The sequence below is a fragment of the Microbacterium cremeum genome, assembly GCF_015277855.1.
Taxonomy (GTDB): domain Bacteria; phylum Actinomycetota; class Actinomycetes; order Actinomycetales; family Microbacteriaceae; genus Microbacterium; species Microbacterium cremeum.
The window spans coordinates 3743529-3761784 of the sequence record NZ_CP063812.1; the positions used below are offsets into that span (position 1 = coordinate 3743529).

Here is an 18256-nt window from a genome sequence, read left to right on the forward strand (position 1 = left end):
GGTCACCGCGGCCGTCGCGTCCAGCGGCGCAGCCGGGGCCAGTCGATCCCGCGCTGGTCGGGTTCCTCGACCTCGAGCCCGTAGTAGTCGCCTATTCGCTCGACGAAGGCATCCCGCCTGGCGTGCTCGTACGCACGCCGCTCTCGCTGGAACGCCACGATCGTCGACCAGCACATCAGCAGCATCACGACGCTGAACGGCAGCGCGATCGTGATCGCGGCCGTCTGCAGCGCGGTGAGCCCCCCGGTGAGGAGGAGGGCGACGGCGAGGAGTGCGGTCACGAGCGTGAAGAAGGTCCGCACCCACTTCGGCGGGTGCTGGTCGCCCCCAGTGGCGATCATTCCCATCACGAGCGCACCCGAGTCCGACGACGTCACGAAGAAGATCGTAACGAGGGTCAACACGCCGATCGTCAGCACGGTGGTGCCCGGGAAGTGGCCCAGCAGCTGGAAGATCGAGCCCTCGAGGTCGACCGTGCCGTCCGGCAGCGTCATCGACCCCGGTTCATGCAGCTCCAGATACAGCGCGGAGCCGCCCAGCACCGCGAACCACAGGATCCCGAGCATCGTGGGCACGAGGATGACCCCGAGCACGAACTCGCGCACCGTGCGCCCGCGCGAGATCCGCGCGATGAAGATGCCCACGAACGGTGACCACGAGATCCACCAGCCCCAGTAGAACGACGTCCACGCGGCCTGCCAGGCCTCGCCTTCTGCGCCCTGGAACGCGCTCACGGTGAACGACAGGCCGACGTAGTTCTGGATGTAGCCGCCGATGGACTGCACCCACTCGCGCAGCAGGAACTCGGTCTGCCCGAACACCAGCACGTACAGCAGGAGCAGCCCCGCGAGCACGAGGTTCGCCGACGACAGCCACTTCATCCCGCGGGCGACGCCGGAGAGCACCGAGAGCAGGACGAACACCGTGATCACTCCGATGATCGCCACCTGGACACCGACGGTCGGCTCGGCGAGTTCGGCGGACTCGAGCCCCGAACTGATCTGCAGCACGCCGAGGCCGAGCGAGGTGGCGACGCCGAAGAGCGTTCCGGCGAGCGCCACCACGTCGATGGCGTGCCCCCACGGTCCCTCGACCCGCTTGCGCCCGAGCACCGGCTCGAGCGTCCACCGGATCGAGATAGGCCGACCGCGACGGTGGATCGCGTACGCGAGCCCGAGCCCGACGACGACGTAGATCGACCACGCCTGCACGCCCCAGTGCAGGTAGGTCTGCGTGAGCGCCTGCTGCGCGAGCTGCTCAGGCGTGCCGCTGACGCCGGGCCGCGGATCGACGAAGTGGCTGAGCGGCTCGCTCACGCCGTAGAAGACGAGCCCGATGCCCATGCCCGCGGCGAACAGCAGCGAGAACCACGCGCCGACCGAGAACTCGGGCTTGTCGTCGTCGCGGCCGAGCTTGATGTCGCCGAAGCGCGAGAACCCCATGACGAGCGCGAACGCCACGAAGAAGGCGGCGATGAGCACGTAGTACCAGTTGAACGCGTTGACGATCGTCGACTGGATCGCCGCGAACATCGCCTCGGCGGCACGCGGCGCGAGGATGGCGAAGGCGCTGAAGACCAGCACGACGCCGGCGGCGGGCCAGAAGACCCAGCGCTGGATCCTGCTGCGAGCCGCGACCTGCGCCGCGGCGGGGGTCGTGCCCGGCGGCGATGTCGTTGCGTCGGCGTGGGGAGTGGGTTCCGACGGCGTGACGTTGTCACTCACGGTCTTCAGGTTAGCCACCCGCCGGAGCGAGGTTCAGGGGCTAGACGAGAGGCCAGGAGTCGGCGAGTTTGGTGAGCAGCCGCGCGAGCTCGGCGCGCTCGTCGTCGGTGAAGTCCGTCAGCGCGGCATCGATCGCCTCGCGGCGCTCCCCTCGGAATCCCCGCACCAGGCGGGTTCCGGCATCCGTCAACGCGACGCGCGTGCGGCGGGCATCGTCGGGGTCGGCCTCGCGGCGCACGAGGTCGAGTTGCACGGCCTGCTGCACGAGTCGCGAGGCGCGCGGCTGATCGACCCCGACGGCGTCGGAGATCTCGCCGACCGAGAGGGGGTGGGATGCCGCGGCGAGCGCCTCGAGCATCCTCATGCGCGCGGGGCCGCCGATCCGCGCCGCCCACGGGGGTGCGCCGTGCGGCGGCCCGCCGTGGCCCCATCCGCCGTGACCCGGCTGCGGGCCGCCGTGCATCGCCGCGCCGTGGGGGCCGGGGTGCGGACCGCCGTGCCCGTGGCCGTGCCCGCGCGGTCCGGGTCCGTCGCCCCACGGGGGTCGCGGCATCCGTCGTCCGCGCAGGCGGGCCAGAGCGGTGGCGATGGCGTCGGCGGGGTCGTCGGGGCGGGAAGGCATGGCGCCAGTTTATATGCGAGTTGACATGCTTCCAGAACGTATGTCACACTGCATGTACATGCACTTCGACATATATCGCGACCGAGCGGTCGCATCGAAAGGACTTCCTGATGAACACCGAAGACACCAACCACACTGACGAGGACCCCCGCCCCACCGACCGCCGGCCGCTCGGCTACTGGCTGCGCGTGGTCGATGGCCTCCTCACCCGCGAGTTCGCGGTCGCGCTCGAGACCGAGGGCCTGAGCCGCCGCGACTGGATGCTGCTGAACGTCCTGTCGGACGACGGCGACGCTCCGGGCATCCGCGAGCGCCTCGCCCGCAAGGGCAAGCGCCTGCGTTCGCTCGAGGACCGCGGCTGGATCGAGCAGCGCGGCGACGGCACGTGGGACCTCACCGACCTCGGCCGCTCCGAGAAGGAGCGCATCGGCGCGATCGTGGACGGCATCCGTTCACGCGTCGTCGACGCGGTCGGCGACGAGGCGTTCGCCACGACGATGACCTCGCTCGAAACCATCGCGCGCGAGCTCGGCTGGGACGAGGACGACGCCGGCCGGGACGGGTTCGGCGGCTTCGGCCACGGCCCCGGTTTCGGCGGGTTCGGCCGCCCGCGCCCGTTCCGCCCGGAGATCCGCTTCGGGTGGGGCCCCAACCGCCACCACGGCTTCGAGCCCGGCCGTCCGGGCCACCCCGGTTTCGGGCACGGCGGGCACTCCCTCCACCACCAGGAGCATGACTGCGGGCCCCACCACGGCTACGGACATCACGACGGGCGCGGCCACGGACATCACGACGGGAACGGTCACGGACATCACGACGGGCACGGCCACGGCCACGGCCACGGCCACGGCCACGGCCACGGTCACCACGGCGGGCGCGGCGCTCAGCGCGCGTACGAGCGCGGCTTCGACGCCGGATTCTCCCGCGGCCGGGAGTCCGGCGCGGCCTGAGCTCCGGCATCCGTCGTTCACCTTCATAAACCACACGGAGGTTGAGACACCGCATTTCTCGCGGTTTCTCAACCTCCGTGTGGTTTCTCAACCTCCACCCGCGTGAGACGCCGAGTCGGCGGCGCGTCACACGCGCGACATACGGGGCGGGCACAATGGGGCGCGTGACCTCGACGCCCGCGCTCCTCGCGATCTCGCACGGCACGTCCTCCCCCGCCGGGCAGGCCGCCGTCGCCGCGCTCGTCGACGCCGTCGCCCGCAGGCTGCCCGACGTCGCGGTGCGGCTCGGGCATGTGGACGTGCAGCAGCCGGACGTCGCGGCATCCCTCGACGCCCTCCCCGAGGGTCAGCCGGTCGTGATCGTGCCGCTGCTGCTGTCGGCGGGCTACCACGTGCGCATCGACCTGCGCGAGCAGACCGCCGGACGCGACGGCGTCACGATCACATCCGCCCTCGGCCCCGATCCCCGACTGGTCGACGGCCTCCTCGCACGGCTCGAGCCGCTCGCCGTCGGTGCCGGCGACGCCGTCGTGCTCGCCGTCGCCGGATCGAGCGACGAGCGGGCCAACGACGACTGCCGGCAAGTGGGACGGATGCTGGGCGCCCGCCTCGGCCGGCAGGTCGAGGTCGGCTTCCTCGCGGCCGCAGACCCGAGGCTCGACGTCGCAGTCGCGCGATCCGCCGCCGACGCGCGACGGGTCGTCGTGGCGGACTACCTGCTCGCCCCCGGGTACTTCCACGACCTCGCGGTGCGGCTCGCCGGCGGCGCGCCCGTCGCCCGCCCCCTGCTTGACGACGACGAGCCCGCGCCGGCGCTCGTCGACCTCGTGGTCGACCGATACCGAGCCGCGCTCTGACGCGGCTATCCGAACCGGCCGTTGACGTAGTCGTAGGTGCGGGGGTCGATCGGGTCGGAGAACATCGCGTCGGTGTCGCCGTGCTCGACGATCGCACCCGGCGTGCCGTGCGAGGCGAGGAAGAACGCGCACTGCTGCGACACCCGCTGGGCCTGCTGCATGTTGTGCGTGACGATGACGATCGTGACGTCGTGCACGAGCTCGAGCATGGTCTCTTCGATGACGCGCGTGGAGGTCGGGTCGAGCGCCGAGCACGGCTCATCCATGAGGAGCACCCGCGGGCGGATCGCGAGCGACCGTGCGATGCACAGGCGCTGCTGCTGACCGCCTGACAGACCCGAGCCGGGCGCGCGCAGACGGTCCTTGACCTCTTTCCACAGGCCCGCCTTCGTCAGGCACGACTCGACGAGCTCGTCCTTCTCCGACCTCGAGGCTCGCGCGCCGGTGAGCTTGAGGCCGGCGACGACGTTGTCGTAGATCGACATCGCCGGGAACGGGTTGGGCTTCTGGAACACCATGCCGATGTGCTTGCGCGCGTCCACGAGCTTGCGGGAAGGGTCGTAGATGTCCTCGCCGTCGAGCAGGACCTCTCCTGCGAGGGATGCCGAGGGCACCAGCTCGTGCATGCGGTTGAGGATTCGCAGGAAGGTGGACTTGCCGCACCCCGACGGACCGATGAGCGACGTGATGACACCGGCCGGCATGGTCAGCGAGACCCGGTCGAGCACCTGGTGGTCACCGAACCATGCCGAGACGTTCCGACCCTCGAGGGTCGCGAGCGACGACGGCGCGGTGGGACGCCCGTTCGGGGACCACGACAGCGACTCGGGGTCGCCGTCCTCGGCCACGAGCGCCTCGGCACGCTCGCGCGCGTGCGGGGCGGTGGTGCTGACCGGTGCCACGGGGATGAACTCGGTGACGTCGGACGTCGTCGTGGCCTCGGGCGCGACCATAGCCCGGTCGGCGTCCTCGGGGAGCTGCTCCCCCTCCGGGAGCGGAACGAACACCGTGACGTCGGATACCGGCTCCTCGCCGATGATCTCGGCGACCGGCGCCTCGGGGGCCACGGCGGGCTCGGCATCCGTCGGCGGAAGCTCCTCGGCCACGGCGACCGCCGGTGCGGCGCCGGGCGCGGCATCCGTCGTCGCGGGAGAAAGGGGCCGCGCCGGCTTCTCGGTGCGGGTGAAGGGTCCGAAGATCCTGGTCACAGACTTTGCCATGGTTGATCCGTTCTGACGTGCGCGGGCCGGGTTCGGGCGCGGCCCTACATGAGATTGGGGAGGAGCCGGACGATCTCGCCCGTCACCCACAGGGCCGCGAGAAGGGTCAGCGGCACGAAGACGATCCAGGTGCGGCGCGTCCCGACGCTGCGGTACGCCCACACGGCGGCCGCCTCGATCACGACGAGGAACTGCAGCGCGAAGACGAGCGCCCACGCCATCGAGGTGTCGCCGCTCAGCTCGCGGTGGGCCTCGGGCAGGGTGGCGAAGCGGGTCTCGCGGATGCCGGCGGGCTGGGTCTCGCTCACCAGTTCCGCGTCGACGCGCGCGACGCCGGAGGGCAGGAACGGGATGCCGCGCGCCGTGGCGAGGATCACGCGGCTCTCGCCCGCCCGCAGGCGCGGCGGCGAGGGGTCGCCGGCGTAGCGGAGTCCGATCACCTCGAACTCGTGCACGCCCTGGCCCGTGGTGATCGTGAACTCGTCGCCCGGGCCCAGCTCCTGGATGCGGCCGAAGGGCCCGCCGTAGGCTGCGGCACGCCCAATGATGACGCTCACTCCGGCCTGCCCGGGAAGGCTCGTGTCGCGACGATGTCCCGGCCCGGCCTGCGTGGCCTCGGAATCGGTTCCCTCGACGATCACCTCGCGGACGCCGAGGCTCGGGATCTCGAGGATCCCCACGGGCGCGCCGTCAGGAAGCAGGACGTCGTTGTAGTCACCCTCGCTGGCCGGGGCGATGCCCTCCTCGAGCTGGGCGCGGAACGTGTCGCTGAGTTGCTGCTGCGCGACGAGATGACGCACATGCCCGACGACCATGACGTTGAGCGCGAGGGCGAGGAGCAGGGCCGACAGCACGATCAGCGCGCCGCGGACGGCCTGCTGCCGCGGCGACAGCGGTACGACCGGGGGCTGGGGTTTCGGCATCCGTCGAGGCGGCTTCGGCGGGCCCTGCCCCTTCGGGAGCCGCGGCGGCTTCGGCGGCCAGGGCGGATGAGGTGGTTGGGCGCCTCGTGGCCTGGGCTGCGACGGCTTCGCCGGGCGAAGCAGCGCCGCGTACCGGGACGCCTTCATGAGCGACGACTTCACGCGCCCGCCCTCGCGAACGGCAGGACGGCGAGCACGGCCCGGTAGCGCCCGGCACCGAGAGTCCACCACAGCCCTGCCGCGACGACGCCCGCAGCACCGAGGGTCGAGGCGAGGAACAGCGGCGGCACGAAGAACACCGACTCGCGCGTCGCGGGCGCGACCTTCTGCTCGGCCACGACCGGCGGCGGGGTCACGGTGACGTACCCGCGCAGCAGGATCGCCTGCCCCAGCCCCTCGACCGTCGTGCTGACCCGGCGCGCCTCGTTCGGCTCGAGCTGCGCGATCGGCACGTCGCCGACCTCGGCGATCGTGAGGCCGAGCAGGTTCGCGACCCGGAAGGTCGCGGTCGCGTCGAACGCCTCGTCCGACGTGTTGCGCACGATCACCGAGAGCGTCGTGACACCGCCGCCCGGCTGGAACGACGGCGAGACCGAAGCCCCGAGCCCGCCGATCGCCACGAGCACGCGCGCTCCCGGGAGCGAGGTGTTGCCGGGGTTCCCGCCGTCGCCGGGGTTCCCCGCGTTGCCGGAGTTGCCCCCATTGCCCGGGTTTCCCGGGTTTCCGGAGTTGCCCGGGTTCCCGGGGCTGCCCGGGTTTCCGGCGTTCCCCCCGGGACCGCCGGGACCTGTTCGGGTGGGGGTCGGGACCGGGAAGGGCGGGCCGCCGTCGGTCACGTCGACGCTGATGCCGCCACTGCCGCCGGTCGGTTCGTCGTCCTCTGCCGCGAGCGCCGGCGTTCCGGCGGCGACCGAGAGGACCAGGGCCGACGACAGCACGGCCAGCGCGGACGCCCGCCGGGCTCCCGCCCACGTCGTTCGCCGCGGACGTCGCTCAGCCATCGCCTGCCTGCCGCGAGCCTCCGGCACCGACCAGCTCGGCATCACGCCGCGCCTGCGCGATCGCCTCGTTGCGGGTGTACTCCATCCAGGCCTCGGCGCGCGCCTCGTCGCGTCGGCGACGCCACCGCAGTCCGAGGAACACGAGCACGCCGACCGCGAACGCGATGACGACCAGCCACGGCATCGCGAGCAGGAACGTGTCGCGCGAGACCGGCGCGACGGGCAGCTGGCTCGCCGGATCGGTCTCGTCGACGAACGGGCTCAGCCGCAGGTACGGGCCGAGATAGCCCCACTGCGCGACGCCGGGCACATCGAACTCGTACGACGCGGAGTTGCCGGGCAGCACCTCCTCGATCGTGCCGGTCGAGGTCGGGGCGGCCGGGATGCCGAACCAGGTGTTCACGCCCGCGGTCAGGTTCGCGGCGAGCGCGATGTTGCCCGGGTTCTCGACGGTGTAGCGCACGGTCACGGTGCCGCTGAAGAGATTCCACCAGTCGCCGGAGTACGAGGCATCCAGCCCGCTGATCGAGAGCCGCGGCTGCAGCTGGCCCGACACGCGCGCGTACACGCGGGTCGCGACGCGCCGATCGAGGTTGACCTGCTCGCCGGGAGTCACCACCGATGCGACGAGGCCGCCGATGTGATCGCCGGGGGTCGCCTCGGGAGGGAGGGCGATCGTGAACGGCAGCACGCGACTCTCGCCCGGGGCCAGCGCGAACTGGATGCGGTTCGACCCGTTCTCGAACAGCACCCATGCCCCGATGCCGGTGGGCTGCTCCGCGGTCGCGAGCAGTGAGAACTCGCCCTCGTCGTCGTTGTACGCGTCCGTGCCGACCACGGTGAAGTCCTGCGTCGCCGTTCCCGTGTTCGCCACGAGGAAGGCGTCCTGCAGGGTCTGTCCCGGGTCGACGTGGTAGCTGAAGCGCGTGCGCCCGTCCGGGTTGCCGTCGGTGCCGGCAGGTCGTGCCGAGATGCCGATCGTGTCGTCGGCATGAGCGGGGGCGGCGAACGGCGCCGCGACCGCGGCGAAGACCGCGATCAGCGCAGCGACCAGCGCGGCGCGGGTCCGCGTACGGGCGCGCGGGAGTTCGGGTGAGATGGCCACGGCATATTTCCGCACGGTCGTTCGACGGCGAGGGGTGCGGCGGCTGAACGAGGTGTGAACCGCGCTTTCACGACCGGTGATGACGGATGCCGCGGCCGGACGCGACCGTGCGGGAGGCCGCGGACGGCCTCCCGCACGGGGATGTTCAGTTGTGGGTGCTGCGTCGCGCCGGTACCGGCGCGGGGTTCACTTCGAGGCCAGCGTGAGCGTCAGCGTCGAGGTGTAGGTGCCCTTCTTGGCCTTCGAGGGAGCGGCGAAGGTCAGGTCGGCATCGAACTGCGTGCCGGCCTCGAGGGTGGACGACTCCGCCGCGCCCTCGGCGAACAGCGCCGAGTACGTGCCCGAGCCCGCCGACTGGGCCGCGCCGAGCGAGATGCCCGGGACGGCCGTGCCGACCTGCTTGGGCGCGAGCCCGAGAGCCGACTTCTGGATGACGTCGCCTCCGGCCTCGGCGTTGACGAAGTCCGACACCTCGGCGTTCAGGGTCCAGCCCGGGAGCAGGTCGCGGTCGTCGATCACCGTGAACGCGCCGAGGGCGGCCGGAGCGGTCGTCGCGCCGCGGCGCACGGTGCCGAGGTTGACCGACGTGCGGACGCCCGACAGCTCGAAGCGGTTCGAGGTCGAGACGTCCACCGTGATGTCGGTCTCGCTGACGTTCGGCCCGTTCACGAGGGTGACGGTGCCCCACGCGACGATCTCGTCGTTGGCGTTGACCAGCGCGATGGTGTGATCGCCGGTGCCGAGCACCGCAGCATCGACGATCGCGTTGCCGTCGGCATCCGTCGTGACCTGACCGATCGTGGTGGGGTTCGACCAGCCGACGGCGGTGAACGTCTGGTTGGCGTTCGCCGCGCCCGCCGCGATGGTGACGACCGTCTCACCCTCGGCCGGGTTCTCGATCGTGACCTGGTTGGGGTCGCCCGCAACCGGCTGCGCGAGCACGAAGCCCGTCGCCGTCGCCCACGCCAGCACCGTCTCGGCGGCCGTGTCGGCGATCGCCAGGCGGGTGCCGGCGGCGATCGACGAGGTCACGATGGCGTTGCCCGACGCGTCGAGCACGATGCCGGTGTGCACCGGCGCGGCCGTGCCCTCGGCGTAGACGTCGACGGTCTTGCCCGCGTTGCCGGCGCCGGCCTGCAGCTCCACGTTGCCGTTGCGCAGCATCGCCGAGCCGTTCTGGGTGTAGCCGGCGAAGTCCGGAGCCCATGCGGGAGCCTCGGTCTCGAGGACGCTCGGGGTGACCGTGTAGTTGCCCGTGCCCGGCTCGATCGTGATCTCGCGGTAGACCGCGCCCGCGACCTGCACACCGTTCAGGTTGGTGTACGCGATGCCGTACCAGTAGGTGCCGCCTGCGGCGATGTCGTCTGCGATGCCACCGGGGCCGTCGACGAAGGACTCGAGCGTCAGCGCCGGCTGCAGCGTGCCGCCATTCGGACCAGCCGCGGCGTCCACGTGGTACGCGTTCCACGTGTTGATGCCGCCCATGAGGTCCGTCGAGTTCTTCTTGGCGAGGAATGCGTACACGCCGGTGAACGTCGTCGCGCCCGTCACGGGGCGCGACGCGGCCGCGTTGATCTCGGCGTCGACGTCCGTGGCGCTGGCCGATCCGATGATCGTTTCGTCCTTGGCGTAGACGCGGGTCCCGTTGCTGTCTGCGGGCTCGCCCGTGTTTCCGTCGAAGAGGAAGAATCCACCCTTCGAACCCGCCGCAGCGGTTCCGTCGGGCTGCGGGTTGAGCGGGTCGCCGGGGGCGGCATTCGCGGCGCCGGCGCCGCCGCCGACGAGCGCGAGGGCGAGGGCACCGGCCGCGGCCGCCTGCCACTTCTTGCTGATGGTCATTTCGATTCCTTCGTTGAGATGTCTCGGGTGAGGCGAGGAGGTCAGGGGCGGAGGTTGGCGCGGGTGGGCACGGTCGTGGACGGCGCGAGGAAGCCGAACTTCTTCTTCACCGCACCGGCCTGGCTCGAGAGCGAGCCGTGGTTGCCGAGCTTCGGGCCCTGGTTGCTCACGAGATTCGCGAGCTTCGCGTCGAAGGCGGTGTTGCCGGCGGTGATGCGGGCGTTCTCGACCACGATGTACGTGTCGCGACCCCAGGTGGTGTCGGAGTAGAACGCGGGGTTGGGTGCCATCGAAGTGCCCGATCCCGTCACGGCGGGCACGCCGGCGATCGGCGATCCGATCTTGACGCCCGTGCCTCGGCGGTCGATACCGGCACCGGTGTTCTGCGCGACCCACTGGGCGGCCGACATCGCGGTCACGCCGTTGGCCGGGAACGGGCTGCCGTCGAAGAGCTTCGAGGTGTCGTGCTCCTGCCCGACGACGACGCAGTTGCCGAGGGTCGCGTCGGTGACGCCGATCTTCGACATGAAGTCGGCGCGCGTGCCAGAGCCGGGCTGCGGGATGACGGGAATCGCGGTCACGCCGCCGATCGTCGTCGCCGTGCACTCGAACATGCTCTTCAGCGCCGCCAGGCTGATGTTGTCGAAGGCCGCGTTGGCGCCACCCGAGTGGGCGTACGACAGGGCGTCACGACCGAACGGGATGTAGAGGAGCTGGCCGGTCGGGTTCGCGAGCGAGCCTGCACCCGACGACGAACGGGCGATGTCGACCTGGCCGGTGATGACGGTGCCCTGGTAGGCCGCGCCGTCGACCGAACGGCTGAGCGCCGAGACCCCGGAGCCGGAGCCGTTGGGGCGGACGAAGCGGGGGCCGTTGACCTTCGTCTGGATGAGCGCCGAGCCGGTGGCGTCGAACGAGCCCACCGGCGAGTCGCCGGCTGTCGAGCGCACGGAGCCGCCCGAGATCGTCGTGCCGTTGGCGAGCGCGTTGAGCACGTCCTGCAGGGTGTCGGAGCCGACGACCGCGTAGTTGGAGACCGGCTCCGCGTTCGCCGCCGGGGCGACCGCGAACAGGGTTGCTGCCAGACCGACAGCGGCACCGGCAGCGATAAACTTCCTCTTGTTCACAGCTTTCCTTTTCTGATGAGGGGTGGTGTGACAACCGGTCGCTCTGCGAGCGACCGGCTTGACGGCTCCCTGGCAGGGGAGCCGTCAAGTCTGTGGGGGTCCGGGTGGTTTCCCGCCTTGTCCAGGCTCGGGGCCAGAAGTGAACGGACGGGGCTCTCCCGGGTAAGGACCGCTGTCCCGGTCCTGTGCGAGAGGATCACAGACGCCTCCGTACGCGCGAGACCACCGGCACGGCCAGCCCTGCGAGCAGCCCTGCCGCGACGCCGATGGGGACCGCGGCAGCGATGGGGCCGGTGTCGGGGTCTTCCGGGGTCTCCGCGCCGGTCAGGTCGCCCGCCGGTGCGCCGGTCGCCACCGGGTCACCGGTCGCGGGCGGATTCGAGTTCGCCGCCGGAACGCTGGAGGACGGCGGCTGTGGCACCGGGCTCGACGTGCCGGGCGCCCCAGTGAATCCGCCGGAATTCCCGCCGCTCTGCTGAGGCAGGCTGCCCCTCTCGATCGCGTCGGCCATCGCGAGCGCCTGCGCGACCCAGGCGTCGGGGAGCGGCGCGTACCCGGGAGGCAGCTCGCCGACGTCGGTGCCGGGAGTCTGCCCCTCCTCCACCGCGTACCGGATGAGGTTGGCGTACACTCCGCGGAGCTCCGCGTCGGTCTGCTTCGGGTTCAACGCGGCGTAGACCGGCATGGTGAGCGGGTACGACGTCGTGGCTGCTTTCACCCTGTCGCCGCTCAGGTCGTACCGGAGCACCCTCGGCTGCGCGGCGGTCGGTGTCATCGCGGCGGCGGCGGCGGCCAGGCTGTTCTGCGTCGGCGCCACGAACTCCCCCGCCGGATTGCGAAGCGACGCCGTGACCGTGTGGAACAGGCTCGCCGCGGGAGTCGAGGTGAGCCCGATCACCCGCTGGCTGCCGAACAGGTTGCGCTGGGACTTGCCGAACTTCGCTGGGAGCGGCACCGGCTCCCAGTTGCCGAGGATCAGACCGTCGCCGCGGAGGACCAAGTGGGCGCCCTCGGCGAGGCTGGCGGTGTAGGGACGCCACGTGACGAGGTTGATCTCACCCGTGCCGCCGGTCGTCGACTCGTCAGGCTTGACGACCGGGTCGGCCTTCGGGAACGAATCCGCCGGAAGGGCGAGTCCGCCGGCGCCGTTCAGGTCGGGGTCCGTCGAGTACCACGGGTTGACGAACATCCCGTGGCCGTCGTCGGCCCCGCCGAGCCACGCGCGGGCCTCGGGATCGGCGAGCACGTACTCCCACAGGCGCACCGCGGCGTCCGACCGGCCGGACGGGAGAAGCGCGTCGGCGACCGACGCGCCGATGATGACCTGCTCGCTCCACTCCGGGTCGTTGATCTTGCGGAACTCCGGATCCCACACGATGGTGCGCGGGTTCCATTCGTCGATTTCGCCGTCGCCATCCTTGTCGCGACCCAGGTGGTCCTTGTCGGCCCGGTTCGGAAGCGCGTCGAGATACGAGGCCGTCAGCAGCTTGGCCACGAGCCGAGGCGTCAGCTTCATCTCGGTGAAGGGCAGGCCGGCCCTATCGCGGTAGTCGGCGTTCTCGGTGTTGGGATTCGGCTCCCGGTCGATCGCGAAGGTGAGAGCGATCCCCGCGATGGCGACGGGCGCGTAGGCGAGGGGGTCGGTCGTGTCACCGACGCGACCGAGGTCGAGTGATCGCGAAGTGAAGGCGAGCGGGCTCGGCTCGGTCCCCGCCGCGCGGACCGCGGCATCCGCCTCGTTTCCCTGACTGAGCACGAAAGGCGCACCGTCCTCGCCCTGGCAGAGCCCTGGCTGCCACGACGCGACGGCGCCCGCGACGAGCTCACTGCCTGCCAGCTGCCGCTCGGCCTGACCGATCTGGCAGCGCACGCCGAGCGGCTTGAACTCGAGCCTCACCGCGAGGTGATGCTCCCACGCATCCCAGTACAGACCGGAGCGTGTGATGTTCGGTACGCCTGAGTCGCTCGTGCCGCGCGGGATGATCACGAGCCAGCACGACTGACCGACCGCGGAGCCGTCGGCCCGCGGAATCGGCGTGCCGCAGCCGAGAGCCGTGGACTGCATCGCCGTCTGCACCTCGAAGGACACCGACCCTGACCCGTCGGCACCCGCACCAGCCCAGCGCACCTCGTTCGTCGTGTAAGCGCTGAAGAACTGATTGTTCGCCATGTCGGCCTGCTGATCCTCGGGCTTCACCACGCCCGGCGCACTGAAGTTGTTGAGGACGCGATCGGCGGGTGCGGCGTATTCGTCGACGATCCCCGCGGGGTTGCTGGCGACGAAGGGGATGGCACTGTACGCGTACCAGCCGAGATCCGCCGTGTACTTCCGATCCTCGCTGTGGACGGACTCGAGGTCGATCGAACCGTCGCGGTCGCTGCCGGGACCGCGGCCCCCGCCGTACTGGCAGGTGCGGCGGTCGGGGTGGCCCGGGTGGGCGGGATCCTCGCCCCAGCACTGCGCGATCTGCAGGAAGTTCGCCCCGCCCTGGTTCTGGTCGGGCTTCGCCGACTTCTTCCCGCCGGTCCAGCTCACACGGATGCCCTGCGAGACCAGGTCCTTCGTCTGCGAGATCGTGACCTCGAGGTCGGGGAACGGTGCCCCATCCGGATTGAGCGCGTCCCCTTCGTTCGTGAGCGTGACTGCGCTCGATGTCGCCTCACCCTCGGCCGCTGCGGCCGGTTCGGCGTGGATCAGCGCACCGCCCGCTCCGATCAGCGACGCCGTCAGGACGGCGACCGTGAGCCCCGTCAGGCCGGCTCGCGCGAACATCCGGCTCATCGCGCCGCTCCAGATCCCGGCGCCCTCCGCCGCAGGCGGGGCGACAGGACCGGTGGCACGGCGACGGCGGCGATGAGCAGCAGCACCGCGCACAGCATCACCGATTGCTGCCAGCCCCAGCCCTCGCTGTCGACGGTGAAGGGGGACGACACGGCCGCCCCCGCGACGGCTCCGTTGCCCGAGATGAGGTTGCCGTCCGCGTCGTAGACGGCGGCGCCGGTGTCGGCCGTCGCCGCCGCAGGGTCACCGCCGACGGGAGCCGCGCCGGTGCCCCCGCTGGCTCCCGGTGCATTCGACGCGGCCCCGCCGCCACCGGTCCCGGTCGTGGGAGTCTCCTGTGGGGCGCCCGCCGTGCCGGTCGTGCACTGGTTCGGCCCGCGCTTGTCGCAGGCGGCGGGCGGCGGTGCGGTGAGCGCGAGCTGGTTGTTGTTGGGCGAGTCGCCGGGCTTGAACGTGGGATTGTTGCACGAGTTCGGGTCGACGTTCGACGCGCCCGCACCGGGGATGCGGCGGATCTGCTCGAACCCCGCCAGCACGAGGTTCATCGGCAGCGGCGAATACCCGAGATCCTCGGCCTGCTGCTGTCCTTCGCACAGCATGTAGCTGGCGAACGTGCCGAGCGTCGCGCCCTTCTTCTCGGTGAACGTGCCGCCGACCGCGGTGGGCACGATCATGTACGAGTAGCTCGAGAGCGGGTACGTGCGCGGATCTCCGTCGGCGTACACGTTTCCGAGATTCTGGGTGAGATCGGGGTTGATCTGCGCCTTGAGCAACGCGACGGCCACCGAATCGGCCGTGGGCTCGACGTAGTAGTCGGCGCGGTTGAGCACCTTCGCCACGGGGAACCCGGCCTTCATCGCGTAGGAGTACTCGACATACGTGATCGAACCCTCGCCGTACCCCTGCGCGACGTATCCCGAGACGCCATCGGAGCCCTTCTGCGCCTTTCCGTTCGCGGGAGTCGGAAACTGCGACCTCATGCCGTGCGGCCAGAGGTCGCCGTGCTGGCTCGACATCCAGAGCGAGAACTGCGCCGATGTGCCCGACCCGTCGGAGCGCACGATCGGCACGATCGCCTTGTCGGGCATCGCGAGACCCGGGTTGTCGGCCTGGATCTCGGGGTGGTTCCATTTCGTGATCGCGCCGGTGAAGATCTTCGTGATCACCGGCCCCGACAGCCGCAGGTTGGTCACGCGCTTGCCGCCGATGTTGAGGTGATACATGAACGCCGTGCCACCCGCCACGATCGGCATATAGGCGTATCCGCGCGGCGGGATCTCGGGCGCCGAGCCGTCTTCGGGCTGCTGCTGGAAGGGGATCTCGCTGACCGCGAAGTCGACGCTGCTGTTGATGTAGTCGCGTCGGCCGGCGGTCGAGCCGACGCCGGAGTAGTTCACCGTCATGCCGTAGTTCTGCGCGACGTTGCGGCGCCACTGGTCGAGCGCGTTCTGCGACCACGTCGAGCCCGTGCCGGTGATGGGCTCGTACGTCGCGGCGTGCGCGGGCAGCGCGATGCCGACGACGACCAGCAGCGCGCTGAAGGCCGCGATCAGGCTCACGCGGCGGCGGCGATTCGGCCGGGTCATTTCGTTTCCTCCTGTGGGCGGGCGGAGCGGGGGTCGCGCTGGTAGCCGAATCCGGCGTACCCGGTCGTCTCGATCGCGCGGGCCGCGACGGCGGCGTCGAAGCGGGCGAGGTCGCGCCGCGAACGGGCCAGCGCTGCCCGGCGCCGACGCGGTGACAGTTCGCCCGCGCCGCGGCCGCCCAGCACGCGCGCGATCGCGAAGAGGGTGAGTACGAGCAGCATCAGCACGGCTGCCGTGCCGAACCCGCGAGCGATGAAGTTGGGCTCGGGCGACCCGACGAAGGTGAACACCTGCAGCGGCAGCGAGATCATCGGGCCCTCGAACGGGTTCGTGTTCATGACGCTCGTGATGCCCGACGTGAGCAGCACGGGCGAGGTCTCGCCGATACCACGCGCGGTGCCGAGGATGATCGCGGTGACCAGTCCCGAGCGCGCCGTCGGCAGCACCACGTGCCACACGGTGCGCCACCGCGACGCCCCGAGCGCGTACGAGGCCTCACGGAGATTGCCCGGTACGAGCCGCAGCACGACGTCCGACGCGCGGATGATGATCGGCAGCATCATCACGGTGATCGCGAGAGCGGCCGCAAAGCCGGAGCGCTGGTTCGTGAACACCAGGATGAAGGCGGAGTAGATGAACAGGCCGGCCACGATCGAGGGCAGTGCGGTCATGGCGTCGACGATCGTGCGGACGAACCGGGCGAACCGGCCGCCGATCTCGTTGAGGAACAGCGCCGTCACGATTCCGAGTGGGATCGAGATCGCCAGCGCGATGCCGATCTGGATCAGCGTCCCGACGATCGCGTTCGCGATGCCGCCGACGTCGAGTCCGTCGAGTGGGCCGGCGAACTCCATGTCCTGGAAGAAGAAGTTCAGGTTCATGAGCGCCGGCCAGCCGCGCACGAGCGTGAACATGACGACGAACGTCAGGGCGCTGAAGAGGATGACGCCGGCGCTCGCGAGCACCACGGTCATGACCCGGTCGACGACCTCCCGCCTGTCGCCCGTGATGCTCACCAGCAGCGCGTAGAACACCAGGAACGCGAGGAACGCGACAGCGATGAACCCGACGACCCCGCTCAGCGGCGCGATCCAGCCGAACAGCAGCGCCGCGAGTGCGAGGGCGCCGGCGGCCGCGCCGAGGATCGCGTAGCGGTCGTCCAGCCGCGCCGAGTGCACTTGGCGGCGCTCGCCGATCTCGATGTCGTCGCGGGCGGGGATCGTCGTGCGCGGGGCGCCGCCTGCTTCGACGACATCGGGCACGTCCGTATCGGAGGTTCCGGATGCCTCGAGACGGGGTGGTTCGACGGTGATCGTCATGTCATCCCTCGCTCTGGGCGCCCGACCGCGAGCGGGCGACGACCGACGACGCGGTGAAGTTGATGACGAGCGTGATGAGGAAGAGCACGAGTCCCGCCGCCATCAGCGCCGACAGGCCGAACTCGCTCGCCTCGCCGTACCGCAGCGCGATGAGGGCCGACACCGAGTTCGTGCCCGTCTTCAGCGCCTGCCAGTTGATCGCGAAGATCGGCGAGATGATCATGTAGACCGCGATCGTCTCGCCCAAGGCACGGCCGAGCCCGAGCATGGTGCCGCCGATGATGCCGCCGCGGCCGAACGGGAGCACGACCGCGCCGATCATTCCCCAGCGCGTCGATCCGAGGGCGTACGCGGCCTCGCGCTCGCCCGCCGGCGCCTGCATGAACGCCTCGCGCATGATCGAGGTCTGGGTCGGCACGACCATCAGTGCGACGACGATGCCGGCGATGAAGGCCGAGGAGGTGAACGCCGAGGCGTCGGTGAGGGCGTGACCCTCGGCATCCGTCACCGCCAGCACGGGGATCCAGCCGAAGTACGTCGAGATCCAGCGCGAGACCGGGATGATGGCCTCCTGCAGGAAGTACACGCCGAACAGCCCGAACACGACGCTGGGCACGGCGGCCATGAGGTCGACGAGTGTGATCGACCACTGCTTCAGGCGCCCGCGCAGCACCTCCGAGATGAGGAGGGAGGTGCCGAGTGCGAGCGGAAGCGAGATGCAGATCGCGATGATCGCGATCGTGAACGTGCCGAACAGCACCGCGGCGATGCCGAACTGGCCGGTCTCGGGCGACCACTCCTGGGTGGTGAGGAAGCTCAGCCCCACGCCGTCTGGCGGCAGCAGCGCCTGCCCCGCGCGCAGCGCGAGGAACACGCCGACTGCGAGCATGATCGCCACGGTGATGCCGCCCGCGCCGTACGCGGTGCGGCGGAAGATCGTGTCGGCTGCCGTCGGCGTGCTCTTCAGATCCCTCACCTGCGGGGCGTCGAACGCGTCGCGCAGGGGCGGCAGAATCGTCGTCTCGTCGGTGAGCACCGCGGTCGCGCCGTCGGCGGCGCGCGTCGGGCCGGTCGGCACGCCGTGACTCATCCGAGCACCTCGGGACGCCACGAAGCGGTCATGCGTCTCCTCGGGCAGCTTGCGGGAATCGGTGTGCGGCGGCGCGGAGTCGGGTGGGCTCCCACGGCCTTCGTCAGCGTG

General features: G+C 70.8%; 14 protein-coding genes. 2 read left to right on the top strand and 12 right to left on the bottom strand.

Features of this window, described 5'->3' with window-relative positions; translation table 11 throughout:
* Positions 1 to 2 precede the first annotated feature (2 nt).
* Both IM778_RS16645 and IM778_RS17815 read right to left on the bottom strand, forming a co-directional pair.
* Entirely contained in the window at positions 3 to 1724 is a 1722-nt protein-coding gene (locus IM778_RS16645; RefSeq protein WP_194409920.1) for a BCCT family transporter, read from the bottom strand.
* 40 nt (positions 1725 to 1764) lie between these two features.
* Positions 1765 to 2346 (bottom strand): MarR family winged helix-turn-helix transcriptional regulator, encoded by a 582-nt coding sequence (locus IM778_RS17815; protein WP_228484621.1) that lies wholly within the window; start codon positions 2344 to 2346, stop codon positions 1765 to 1767.
* A 110-nt stretch (positions 2347 to 2456) separates the two neighbouring features.
* Here IM778_RS17815 and IM778_RS16655 point away from each other — a divergent pair, with 110 nt between their 5' ends.
* Both IM778_RS16655 and IM778_RS16660 read left to right on the top strand, forming a co-directional pair.
* Positions 2457 to 3296, top strand: coding sequence for a MarR family winged helix-turn-helix transcriptional regulator (locus tag IM778_RS16655; RefSeq protein WP_194409921.1), 840 nt, complete (start codon positions 2457 to 2459; stop codon positions 3294 to 3296).
* Between the two features lie 155 nt (positions 3297 to 3451).
* Positions 3452 to 4153 (top strand): sirohydrochlorin chelatase, encoded by a 702-nt coding sequence (locus tag IM778_RS16660; protein WP_194409922.1) that lies wholly within the window; start codon positions 3452 to 3454, stop codon positions 4151 to 4153.
* Between the two features lie 5 nt (positions 4154 to 4158).
* Here IM778_RS16660 and IM778_RS16665 read toward each other — a convergent pair whose 3' ends face one another.
* From IM778_RS16665 to pstC, 10 genes are all read right to left on the bottom strand, one after another.
* A complete protein-coding gene (locus IM778_RS16665; protein WP_228484860.1) occupies positions 4159 to 4974 on the bottom strand; it encodes a phosphate ABC transporter ATP-binding protein in 816 nt (271 codons plus the stop codon).
* Positions 4975 to 5417: 443 nt separating this feature from the next.
* Positions 5418 to 6296 carry a sortase gene (locus tag IM778_RS16670; RefSeq protein ID WP_194409923.1) on the bottom strand — a complete coding sequence of 293 codons (879 nt, stop codon included), beginning with the start codon at positions 6294 to 6296 and terminating at the stop codon, positions 5418 to 5420.
* A gap of 158 nt (positions 6297 to 6454) precedes the next feature.
* Complete coding sequence (locus IM778_RS16675) at positions 6455 to 7297, bottom strand: hypothetical protein (RefSeq protein ID WP_194409924.1); 843 nt, start codon at positions 7295 to 7297, stop codon at positions 6455 to 6457.
* Complete coding sequence (locus IM778_RS16680) at positions 7290 to 8402, bottom strand: DUF916 domain-containing protein (protein ID WP_228484623.1); 1113 nt, start codon at positions 8400 to 8402, stop codon at positions 7290 to 7292. Before IM778_RS16680 ends, IM778_RS16675 begins: the two co-directional genes overlap by 8 nt.
* A gap of 186 nt (positions 8403 to 8588) precedes the next feature.
* Complete coding sequence (locus tag IM778_RS16685) at positions 8589 to 10241, bottom strand: hypothetical protein (protein ID WP_194409925.1); 1653 nt, start codon at positions 10239 to 10241, stop codon at positions 8589 to 8591.
* A 41-nt stretch (positions 10242 to 10282) separates the two neighbouring features.
* A complete protein-coding gene (locus IM778_RS16690; RefSeq protein ID WP_194409926.1) occupies positions 10283 to 11368 on the bottom strand; it encodes a hypothetical protein in 1086 nt (361 codons plus the stop codon).
* Positions 11369 to 11564: 196 nt separating this feature from the next.
* Positions 11565 to 14150, bottom strand: a complete 2586-nt coding sequence (locus IM778_RS16695) for a hypothetical protein (protein ID WP_194409927.1) — start codon at positions 14148 to 14150, stop codon at positions 11565 to 11567.
* Positions 14147 to 15736: a phosphate ABC transporter substrate-binding protein PstS gene (gene pstS / locus IM778_RS16700; protein ID WP_194409928.1), complete on the bottom strand. Its 1590-nt coding sequence runs from the start codon at positions 15734 to 15736 to the stop codon at positions 14147 to 14149. Before pstS ends, IM778_RS16695 begins: the two co-directional genes overlap by 4 nt.
* Entirely contained in the window at positions 15733 to 17055 is a 1323-nt protein-coding gene (pstA, locus tag IM778_RS16705; protein WP_194409929.1) for a phosphate ABC transporter permease PstA, read from the bottom strand. Before pstA ends, pstS begins: the two co-directional genes overlap by 4 nt.
* A 1-nt stretch (position 17056) precedes the next feature.
* Positions 17057 to 18145 carry a phosphate ABC transporter permease subunit PstC gene (pstC, locus tag IM778_RS16710; protein WP_194409930.1) on the bottom strand — a complete coding sequence of 363 codons (1089 nt, stop codon included), beginning with the start codon at positions 18143 to 18145 and terminating at the stop codon, positions 17057 to 17059.
* Positions 18146 to 18256: the final 111 nt, after the last annotated feature.